The 11,544-nt window shown below is 36.6% G+C and carries 8 protein-coding genes; 2 read left to right on the forward strand and 6 right to left on the reverse strand.

From position 1 onward, the window contains the following. The first annotated feature begins 149 nt into the window (after positions 1-149). Entirely contained in the window at positions 150-1,628 is a 1,479-nt protein-coding gene (locus AC2IP4_RS17370; protein WP_486311196.1) for a DUF3131 domain-containing protein, read from the forward strand. Further along, positions 1,618-2,418, forward strand: coding sequence for a family 16 glycosylhydrolase (locus tag AC2IP4_RS17375; RefSeq protein WP_486311197.1), 801 nt, complete (start codon positions 1,618-1,620; stop codon positions 2,416-2,418). Before AC2IP4_RS17370 ends, AC2IP4_RS17375 begins: the two co-directional genes overlap by 11 nt. Position 2,419: 1 nt before the next feature. On the opposite strand, the gene AC2IP4_RS17380 is transcribed toward AC2IP4_RS17375, so the two are convergent. Genes AC2IP4_RS17380 through AC2IP4_RS17405 form a run of 6 tightly spaced genes read right to left on the reverse strand, consistent with a single transcriptional unit; the run spans position 2,420 to position 11,468 of the window. Continuing rightward, positions 2,420-4,573, reverse strand: a complete 2,154-nt coding sequence (locus AC2IP4_RS17380; protein WP_486311198.1) for an ATP-binding cassette domain-containing protein — start codon at positions 4,571-4,573, stop codon at positions 2,420-2,422. Between the two features lies 1 nt (position 4,574). Then, a complete protein-coding gene (locus AC2IP4_RS17385; RefSeq protein WP_486311199.1) occupies positions 4,575-6,155 on the reverse strand; it encodes an ABC transporter transmembrane domain-containing protein in 1,581 nt (526 codons plus the stop codon). Next, positions 6,155-7,525 carry a TolC family protein gene (locus AC2IP4_RS17390; RefSeq protein ID WP_486311200.1) on the reverse strand — a complete coding sequence of 457 codons (1,371 nt, stop codon included), beginning with the start codon at positions 7,523-7,525 and terminating at the stop codon, positions 6,155-6,157. The genes AC2IP4_RS17385 and AC2IP4_RS17390 overlap by 1 nt, the downstream gene beginning before the upstream one ends. Beyond that, positions 7,525-9,750, reverse strand: a complete 2,226-nt coding sequence (locus AC2IP4_RS17395; RefSeq protein ID WP_486311201.1) for a response regulator — start codon at positions 9,748-9,750, stop codon at positions 7,525-7,527. Before AC2IP4_RS17395 ends, AC2IP4_RS17390 begins: the two co-directional genes overlap by 1 nt. 6 nt (positions 9,751-9,756) lie before the next feature. Further along, positions 9,757-11,085, reverse strand: a complete 1,329-nt coding sequence (locus AC2IP4_RS17400; RefSeq protein WP_060993190.1) for an HlyD family type I secretion periplasmic adaptor subunit — start codon at positions 11,083-11,085, stop codon at positions 9,757-9,759. 53 nt (positions 11,086-11,138) lie between these two features. Beyond that, a complete protein-coding gene (locus AC2IP4_RS17405) occupies positions 11,139-11,468 on the reverse strand; it encodes an Hpt domain-containing protein (protein ID WP_061012449.1) in 330 nt (109 codons plus the stop codon). Positions 11,469-11,544: the final 76 nt, after the last annotated feature.

Below are 11,544 nucleotides of genomic sequence, written 5' to 3' on the forward strand. Positions count from 1 at the left end.
ATTAATCCAATGAAAGAAGTATAGGAAAAAGAATGTCGTATTCGTAATGGGAAAAGGTATTTTCTTAATGCTTTAAATCATTGATGATTATTTTTACGAAAATGCACTGAGTTATCCTATGCTTAGGAGGTACACACAAAGGAGGTGTGATGGGCCTAATTAGAGTTTGGCTAGTGCTTATAGGGATTGTTTTATCCTCATTTTCAATATCGGTAATAGCAGAAACGGGTTCCCCTAGTTTTTATGGGAAGCGCTCTGTTGCGCCTAGTGAAACACAATCAGAACAACCCGTTTCCACTTTTCAGCGTCGTTCAATTGTGATTGCACCTCTTGAACTTGAACAGGATGTGACTGGTGAAAGTACGGTGTCGATTGAAGCAACAAAGACAACGACAGTATTTGTGAAAGAAGAAAAGGCTTCTTCTCTCGACTCTTCCCTTCCTTTGGTTGCACTTTCTCGAAATGAAAAATTATTAGCTAAAAAAGCGCAATATTATTTTGAACGAAATTGGAATAAAAGCACAGGGCTTACTGATTCAGTTCAGGGTTACCAACACGTGACCATGTGGGATGTTGCGAGCGATATTAGTGCTCAACTCTCTCTTGAAGGATTAGGGTTACAATCAGAAGACCTTACCAATCGTAAATTAGAAATATTATTAACCACTTTGCTGAATGCACCTTTGTACCAAGGTAAACTGCCAAATCGAGAATACAGTACAAAAACAGGTAAACCATCAGGAAGGTACAGCGAAACAGCGAGTAATGGTAATGGTTGGTCGGCATTAGATATTGGTCGATTATTGATTTGGTTACACATCATCAAACAAGAAAAACCTTCATTATCTCCTTTAGTTAATCGTATTGCAAGTGAGTGGTCACTTGCTTCTGCGGTTCATAAAAATACGTTATATGGCACTAAATTAGGAAAAAAAAGCGAGCATTATCGCCAGGAAGGTCGCTTAGGTTACCTACAATATGCCGCCTCTGGTTTTGCTTTGTTTGGTTTTGATGTCAGTGAAAGCTATCAGAGAACGGCAGTAAAACAAGTCTCTATTGATGGTGTTCCTTTTTATATCGACTCAAGAAATATGCCATTTTCAACACCAGATCCTTATGTGTTAACTCGCTTAGAATTGGGTAAAGGAAGTGTGTGGTGGGATCAGCTTGATACTATTTATACCCTACATAAAGCGAAGGAAATACAAAGTAAAAAATTGTGGGTATTTGCAGAAGATGCCATGAATCAAGCACCGTGGTTTGCTTATAACAATCTTTATTTTTATGGGAAAAGCTGGCTGAGTACGTCGGCAGGGGGAAAACCAATTGAGGTGTTTCAAGTGTTTAGTAATAAAGTAGCTTTTGGGTTGGGAGTTATTTATAACGATGAGTATGCTGGACGATTGGTTAAAAAGGTAATAAATCATAGTTTATATTCTCGCTCTGTTCCAACGGGTATATACAGCGATAAATCGATCAATACTGCTTATAACATTAATACCAATTCAATGATTTTGTCCTCTTTGTTATACAAGATGAAAAATAGCACCGCGATATTAAATAAAGACACTAATCTTAATAATAAGTCGATAACGATGCCGATAGATAATAAGGACAATGATGAATAAATACGATGCGTTGTTCCTTGTTGGACTCTCTTCTTTTACTGCGGGGGCGTGTAATGTGGATGAATGTAATGATCGCTATTTCTCTGAGCCTCTTAAGGAGTTAAATCGTGATTTATTTGAACGTTCCCACCATTGGAGTAATGGTTTTCCGTTTTTAAATAGATGGGAAGAAGGTGCGATTGATTTCTCTGAGGTAGGAATGAATATTGAGGTGAGTGATGCTCCTCAAAGTAATGAACAAAACAAGTACCGTTCAGGTGAATTACGCAGTCGGCATTTTTATGGTTATGGTTGCTTTTCGGTAGAAGTTAAACCTATATCTTCTCCTGGGATTATTACGTCCTTTTTTCTCTTTTCAGGCGAGCATGATAAACATGAAGGCAGTAATGGAATGCATAATGAAATTGATATTGAATTTTTAGGTAAAAACACCAGAGTTGTGCAGTTTAACTTTTGGGCGAATGATGATGAGTATCTTAGTGACAATGCCGTGTTGATCCCGTTAGGTTTCGATGCATCGAAAGAGTTTCATCAATACGCGATGTTATGGAAAGAAGATAAAATTCAGTGGTTTGTGGATGGATTAATGCGTTATGAAGTTGTGCGGTCAAAAAATAATCCGACGCCAACCATTCTTGATTCTCGGTTAAAAATCATGGCTAACGTTTGGCCTGTGGATAATAAACTATCGTCTTGGGCTGGAAAGGTTAGTGCTTTGAATCAGCCATTAAGCGGTACCTATCGTAACCTTTCATTTCAGCCTGAACAGTCATGTGGTAACGATAAGTAGCCTAAGTCAGCATTAGAGGCGCTGCTTGTAATACTTTATCTGATGTACCATAAAACTTCTGAGAACCGTCTTTTTCAAGTAATAAGCATTGATCTGAAAGGGCAACCATTGACTTACTTGTCGTCGTAAAAATAACGGTACTATTACTTAAATATTTGTTAAATAATGAGGTCAGATACTTACTGTTCTCATGTTCAGAACCAACAAAAGGCTCATCCATTATTACGACTCTTTTTCTGCAATATCCAATGCCAATGGCAAGGGTCAGTTTGCGCAGTATTCCATCGGGTATGGATGAAAGGAAATCAGCACTTAGTAAGGTGTTTTTTCCTTGAGGAAGATAAGGTAATAAATCAAGAAAGTTAAGCATTTCGTCAATAAAGGTTGGCGGGACATAACCATTATACATGGTGTAATTTGCGTGAACCGTACCGTGGTATAAATGCATATTAAAAGGAACATAACAAATACTGTTACGGAATCTAAAATTGTTGAATTGATTTACATTATACCCATCGCATAATAAGCGCCCTTGGAAACGAGATTCAATACCGCCAAGAATATTCATTAATGTTGTTTTTCCACTTCCTGATGGTGCACAAACTGACACTTTACTGCCAGCTTTAATGGTAAAAGAGAGATTGGTTAGCCCTTTATTTACCCCTTGATAGCGATGAGATAGGCCATTGATGGACAGTGCGCCACTGAATTGGTGAATTGGCGGACTTTTTTCAATGCGACTCTTATCATCATCTAAAGACATTAATGCATTGATTTGTGCAGTTGAGGCTTTAATGGTGTCTATTTTAGCTAATGAGTTATAAATTCCCATAATTGGCGTAAGTGTTTTCCAAACTAAAATAATAATGGCAAGCATAGCTCCTGGGTTGGTATCGCCAGCCATAACTGCATTCACCGCGATAACAATGGTTGTTGTACCGATGACTTGAATAAAACTGCTACCCAGCTGTTGTATTTTAGAGTTAGTAACAGAAACATGATGAGAGTCTTGTAAACGTTGGGTTAAGGCTGAATTGAAGCGAGACTTAATCACGGATAATAGCGGCAACTTTTGAATTGAATTAACGTTCCCAAGCACTTCATTCCATTGATAAGACACCATTGCATTTGCACGGGAGCTTTTTGATGTCGCTTGCATGTAAATGTATCGAGCATAAATACAGAATAAAACCATAATAGCGATGCCAATAATAACAGTGACAGCAGCACTGCCAGACATAATGAAAATGGCGATTAAGAAGATAAAAATGAAGGGTAAATCAAAGTAACTTAAACTCGATTCTGCGGTCACCAGTTGGCGGAATTGGTCAATGTCTTTTAAGCGAGCAAGTTGAGAGGAGGTCGCCGCATTTGATGTTAATGCATACGGTAGCCACAGTAGTTTTGATATGACTTGATAAGAAATATAACGTGCTAATTCTTGACCTGAGGTATTTAAAATAGTTATGCGTTGTTTTTTAAATAGGTATTCCATACCCGCAATAACGACCGCGCCAGAGGCCAGCCAGTAAAGCGTTGAGACGGAATCGGCAGTTAATGCAAAGGTATATACTCCCATAATAAAGAAAGGCTGTAATGTACCTAGTAAGCTAATTAATAGGCTTAATAATGCAAGGCTTTTGAACTCATTATTGTAATGATAAAACACGTGCTTTATCCAATTACGTTTATCTTGTGATTCTGGTGGCGGCTCTCTAAATAAACGAGAATATTTAGAAATCGCACATACTTTGGATAAGATCTTTCCTTTTGCTTCGCTTTCTATAGTAATGTCATTCTCATAGTCGTAAAGATAGAGGATACCGTCGTCAAAGTTTAATAAAATATAATGCTGGTCTTGTAGAGTGATAAAGCTAGGGCAGTCAACCTCTAGAAATTGGTCAGCGTGAGTAATGTTATTTTCAATGCATTGATACCCAAGGCGAGTCAGTGTTTTATTGAATGAAATCGAGTGCTTATCGTCAGACAAAAATGCATCAGAAAGAATATCTGGTGTGCCTTCCCACTCAAGAGCCACTAAAGTATAAGCCAACCCAAGTAATAGTGGGCTTTCTGAAAATCGAGTGTGTAAGTGTCCATTTTTAAAGTGATGGAGGCGCTCTTGTATCTCATCAAAGGCAATTAATGTATCCATACTAAGCCACCTCATTTATCGGAGTGTGTTGAATTTTAGTGTCTGTGTCTTGAATTTTATTACTCACAATAATAAACAAGTAAGATTGAATTCGAGGGCGAAGACAAGAGAGTAAGTTAAGGCTGAAATCGTCGTCAAAAACCAAATCAAAATCGTCTATTAGGATGATTTTTTTATTACTCAGTAATGCTCGTACAATGAGTAATGCAAAATGTACTTTTCGAGAAAAAGGCTTGATACCCGTGGTGGTTATATCGGTATAGAAACCGAGTTTAAGATCATCAATGTCACTTTTTATCGATAATGCTTCACAAAGAGAATACGCGGCTTTATGAAGCTGAGGGCGAAAGCAGGTGATGTTATCAATGATTGTCCCATCAACAAAAGTACTGTGCTTATCAACGAGGATCACATTACTTATCGTATCGGATTGGTAATAGTTATCTGCTTGTAATCCATTTATTGAGAGTCGGTATTCTTGTGTTAAAGGTTTATTGGTAAAGGCTCTAACAATTGATGATTTTCCTGAACCTGACGGCCCAGAGACAATTGATATCTTTTCTGCCGCAAAGTGATAATCATTGCTGCCATGATAGGTTAATACGCGCGGTGTTGGTTGAGGAGCGGTTGCCCTTTGTTGGGACTCTTCCATTGATAAAATATCGTTTAATCGTTGGATATAACTCTTGTTCACACGCCATTGACTAATGGTTCTCATTGTTTGTTGATATGGAGCAAAATAACGATTCGTTAGTAGGATAATTGCCGCCATTACCCCTTGGCTAATATCTAAGCTAATCACGGCGATAGCACTACTTACGACAGTAAGGGTAACGGCGAGCTGTTGAATTAAATGTAAAGTGAGATTAAATCGAGATTCTTGTTTTTCAAATTCTGTCGTGTGGTGTTCTCGTTCATTTACCATTGTTTCCATAAGGTTTTCTAAGCGATATTCCATTGAGCGACTTTTAATATCTAAAGGATAAGAAATAATCTCAATCACTTTTGAGTTAGTTACGCCTTCAATATCAGACTTTCTTTCCATTAATTCTATTTTTGTTTTGGATAAACGAAGAGAGACCAATAATAAAAATAGCGAGGCAAGAGTGAGGATTATCCCGGCCCCCGGATTAATCACACTGATGATCAAAAGGGTGATTAAGCAGGTAAACGCATTAATAACAGAGCGAATAAGATCGCCACTAAAGAAGGATTTTAGTCCCGGAATGGTGGTTAATCGTTCTAAATATTCGCCAGTTTCTAATCGTTTAAAAAGAGATAAGTTTGAATGACAGATAGCCTGAAATAATTGATTGGTTATTTTCTTTTCAAAACGATTACCAATACGAGACACCATCGAATCCTCTAAGCTTTTCACTTTATAATCTAGAAAGATAGCGACCAAAATAATGGCAAAAATGAAGTAAAGAGAAGAGCTTGAATTGTTCGGTAGAATACGATCAAAAATAATCAAAATAGAAAAAGGTAACACCAAGCCGAGTAGGGTTGTTGTTAAACTTGATGCAAATAAAAAGACAGTGTCGAAGAATCCAAGTCGTGGTAAATAATGGAGTTTATTCATTACTTAACTCCTCCTGCAGTGAATCGCTCTAAAATAGTAATATCAAAAGTGTCACTGATGGGCTCCATTTTATTGGAAATATCTTCAAGAGAAGCCAAATCAACCGCCCCAAATAAAGCGTAAAGCTTGGTCATGTTAATGATGTAATCGTACTGATTTGAGTGATACTCACGAATATTGTCGTACAGATCAGATTCAGAATTCAGTAAGTCAGTTAAGGTTTTTGTGCCTAACTTAAATGCGCGTTGATTGCCTTTATAGACAAGGTAGTTAGATTTTATGATGGATTTTAAAATAGCTAAAGATTCGACATTGGTATTGATACTGTAGATAAGTTCTTCAAAGTTGACGCGATTATCATTTACGGCTTGATCATATTGCGATGAAAATTGGCTAATTTTTGTTTTACTTTTTTGGTAATCGTAGTAATCCGAGCCACCATTTACAATCGGTATATCTAAAGTAAGCGCATAGGTAGCGTCGTCTGTTTTTGAACTATCAAAATTACTGTCGGTGTATTCATAATTAGCCGATGCAGATAGTGTCGGATAGAAATCAGAACGAGATTGAGTCAGTGAGCGTTTGGATTTATCTAAATTTGATTTCGCAATCGCAATATCATAGTTACTGCTAATAAGATTTTTCTCAAGAGTGCTTTTTTCATAGTAATCAATTTCAGCATATTGATTATTAAGTTTAACATCGTAAGACGGTCTGATAGGAGCCTGAGTGGTGGATTGTAGCTGCACTAAAGCAAGGTTAATGCGTTTACGAATGTCGGCCAATTTCTTATAGGTGGATTCTTTTTGAGCTTGAGTTTCATACACGTCAGTTTTAGGTAAATTGCCTAATTCATTGTTACGGCTGATCTGTTTTAATCGAGCTTCTGATGAGCGAAATTGAGCATCGGTCGCTTTTTTCTGAGAGTGATATTTCAAGTATGAAAAGTAATTCTCTACCACTTGAATAATAATGTCGTTAACGATCTTATCGTGCTTTAGTTTATTGATTTGTAAGTCAATGCCACTTTCTTGATAAGAGCGAATTTTTGACATATCTAAAATGGTTTGAGAGACCGATACACGATAACCATAACTATTGTATTCACTGTTTGATGGGGTAGTGGAATCGACTTCTGAATCATTCCACGTGGTGTTTGCACTAGCATTAATGGTTGGATAAAAGAAGGCACCACTAATGCTTTGATCGAACTCAGAAGATTCTACTTCGTATCTAGAGTTTATGATTTGATAATTGTTTTCTAATGCTTCATTAATTAACGCTGACAACTCACTGGCATGGCTGATAGGATGCCATGTCGTCAATAAACTTAACATTAAAAATGCATGCGGACGAGTTGATTTTGTCATTAACCTACTTTCCTTATGGCCATGTACTTCTTAATGACAGCATAAATTTCTTCATTTTTGTATGGTTTACTGATGACGTAATCCATTCCGGCATCAATACATTGTTTGTGTTCTTTGTTACTGGTTAATGCGGTTGCACCTATGATGGTTGTTGGTGGTAAGCGCTGTTCTTTTTCGTATTGGCGTATTAATGATGTGGCTTCCATCCCCCCCATTCCAGGCATAATGCAATCCATGAAGATAATATCGAAGTTGTTTTCTTTTACTAACGCCAGAGCCTTAGCTCCATCATCAACGCCTTCACTCTGGAATTCGAAGCCGGTGAGAATTTTGCTTAAAATGAATTGCTGTACTTTATCATCTTCAACAATTAAGAATCGGCTTGTGATTTCTTCTGTTTCTCCTGAATCACTATTTAATGTGGTGAGGATATTATCGATAAAATCAACAGGGGTGAACGGGTGATAGAAGACGTAATCAACGTGGTTATAAATATCATCAATATCGGCAGAATTAGAGACTGACAAGAAAAGTTTAATGTTTCGCTTGGTTAAGCGTGCTTTTAATGTTTTACAGAAAGAATCGAGGGTGATGCCTTTAATACGATCGGTTAAGAAGATACCGTCGTTGGCATTTAATTCTTTCATAGATTTAAAGATATCATTGGCAGTATGAGCAACAAGTACGGTTGCTCCTTGATTAGATAGCGTATTTGCAATGACATCGACTTGAATGCCGGATTCACCACAAAGCAGAATGCTTTTGCCAGCTAAGCGATTATTGTGTGTTTGGTATTCTGATGTATTTATATCAAAAGAAATATACAGTCTTTCTGCATACCCTAAATCTTGCGTTATTGCTACGTAGTTATTAATACCGTTGAGTAGATTGTTAGATAACTCATCATTCGCGACGTTCTTTTCTGGTGCTTGCTCCCACGCCAAATCATCAAGGTTTGTCATCGTATCGTAATCGTCTAAATATAAATACAAGTGCAAATTTATAGTGAGTTTATCGACACGATCAGAGCTGCTGCAGGTTGCGTTTAATAGTATTTTAGGCTGGTTAGAACCTGAAATCATGTTTGAAACTTGCAGTAGTAATAACCAAAATAACCCCGTTTGGTTGCCGTACATTTTTAGAGGAATGGCATTATCTACAAAGCATTCAATACTTTTGGATTGTTGTTTGGCTTTGGTTGAAGTTAAGACAATGAGTTCACTTATTAGATGATAGAAATGAATGGTTTTATTGTGACTCATTGCATCAATGTTTGAGAGACGATTAAAATTATCAGCAAGGTTTTCTAATGTGTTTGTGGCAGACATAATTTCTTTAGCCAGTAATGCTCCACTTTCATCCGCATCTTTAATTAATAGTTTTACTCCACCTTGAATGGTGTTTGTAATACCACGAACCTCATAACCTAATAGATTATATAATCGCTGGTATAAGTCTGTTTTTGACTTTTGTTCTTCAAGTTGGTCATAGCTAGAGAGTAATTTGGCGTAAATGTTTTTTTCAATACTGCTTGTTGATACGTTTGAAATTCGCTCTTTCACTTTACCATGGTCAATGGTTTTTAAATCATTAGAAATGGTTTTAAAAGTGGTGGAAATACGATTTTTTTCGGTGTTAGCTACCCGTATTAATTGGGTATTTAAAAAGTAATAGAGACCAAAAACCAATATTAAACTTCCATTTAATATCAGTAGAATATAAAGGTGATTATCTTGTTTATCTTTGCTTAATCTCGCGTGATTGAGTAATAAACTGTCTATGATTGAAGTACTGTTGGTAAAGGCTAGGCCCAGTGATTGTTTGAGTTCATTCAAGTCAAAGGTACGATTGTATTTTTTAATGTAAAGTTGAATTAAATCAAACCCTAATATACCTGTGGATGATGCAAGAGATTTCTCATTCGCAATAAGGGCATGAAAATTATCAATTTCACGTGATAACTCACTCGTAAATAACTGCACTTGTGCGGTACTGCAATTTGAATTGCTTTGGGTACACACTTCTAATGTGGCATTTAATCTACTGATACCATTTAATATTTCTCTTGATTTGTTTACCAGTAAGACTTGTTTTTTGCTTTCGTTGTTGTCATTTACGGACAATACTTCTCGCAGAGAATAGGCACCTTGTGCAAGGATTATTCCTAACGTAATAAAAAAAAGGACATGAATAACCGGCGTGTTTGGCTGCAAAAATCGTTTCATTATTCATTACCTTTCATCAAAAGATTCATCTAATGCCGCCATTACAGGCTTCAATGCGTAATCGATAATTTTTCGACTGCCTGTTTTGATGTCAGCCGTAAATTCCATATAAGGAGAAATGTGATATTTAATGCCATTACGCTCTAAATAATTTTGACTAATATTGACTGTTGCTAGGTAGTATTCTTCTTCTTTTTCTTCATACGAGCTGCGTGAAATAGAAGATATGCTGCCAGTAATGACACCATATTTGGCAAAATTATACGCATCGAATTTTAATTTAACTTCTTGGCCTTTCTCGATAAATCCCACATCTTTACGAGGTATTTTTACTTCAGCGTGAAGGGTATTTCTCAAAGGGGTAATATCAGCAATGCTATCTCCAGGGGAAATAATGGCAGATAAATAGTTATAGTTAACTTTATCGACGGTTCCATCTACAGGAGAGAAAACGAGTAAGCGATCTACTTTATCGCTGATCGTTGGTAATTGGGTAAGTTTGATTTTTAGTTGTTTATTTACTTCAGTGAGCTTGGCGTAGTAATCGGTACTGCGGGCTTTTTGAGTATCATCTAAAAGCTTTTCAAGGCGAGTTAATTGAAATTCTTCATTTAAAATCGCTTCACGTAAATTTTCGATTTCTCTAACCATGTTCATGTGCTGAACTTTCATGTTGAGAACATCAATATAAGAAGCCATTTCTTCATCAAACAGTTGTTGTTTGATTTTGAGTTGTTGCTTGATTAAGCCGAGTTGGGAGTTGGATGATTTTACACGACGTAACATTGAAGCGATTAAGCTTTGTTTATGTTTAATGTCGTGCAAAATTAATTCGTCACTTGAACGATTACGATTATTTTCTTCTTCCCATGATAAAGAGTGTGTCTCAACGAGTTCTGGGAAATCAATGTAGTTGCTAAAGTTGGGCGTATTATTGTTGATCAGAGCGTTGTATTTTTGTTGTTCTATTTGCAATCCGGTAATTTCGTATTGCGTTGAACTTAATTCAGATACACGATCTTTTGAAGTCAATAAAGCAATCTTTTGGCCTTTAAAAACTAAATCACCGGGGGAAACATACACCTCGTTTAGGATCCCTCCTTCAAGGTGCTGTACTTTTTCAACATCCGAGTCGAGTAGTGCTTCACCTCGTGTTGAAACAGTAATATCAATACTGGCTTGAGAAGACCAGATCAGAAAGAACAGAGCGAATATAACAAGAATGATAAAGATCTTATGGGTAGAGACTTTTGTTTCATTAGTGCCTGTACTGTTAAATCGCTCAACATGAGTGTTATTGATGGATTTTTCTATTATTTTATCTAAATTACTCATGGGCTAAGTTCATCCTTGTTCTTTATGCCATTGATGTATTGCCAAGAATTCGGTTAATTAGATAGATGGTTTTCCATTTGATCTTTTATGTTGTTTAGCCCTTCTACTACGGTGTTTATGGTGTCCCTATTTGGTGTGTTTTCTGTTTTTGCTGCGGCTTCAATTTCCTTAATCGCAGGTAAGATATCCATCTCACATAAATTTCCTAATGCGCCAGAAAGTGTATGTGCTGTATGAAATAATGTCGGTAAATCATTCGCTTCATATTGTTCTAATATGGTACTGCCCATTGTGGCATTCTCAGCAAGATACAACTCAAACAATTGTTGAGTTATCTCTTTATCGCCGCCAAACATTTCTTCTAGCATTTCTATATTAATCACAACCACTAACCTATTAATTCAATACATATAATCACTATAGGACAGAACTTCCTATTATCCATAATAAATTTGTTTT

The sequence above is a fragment of the Aliivibrio thorii genome (assembly GCF_057368585.1).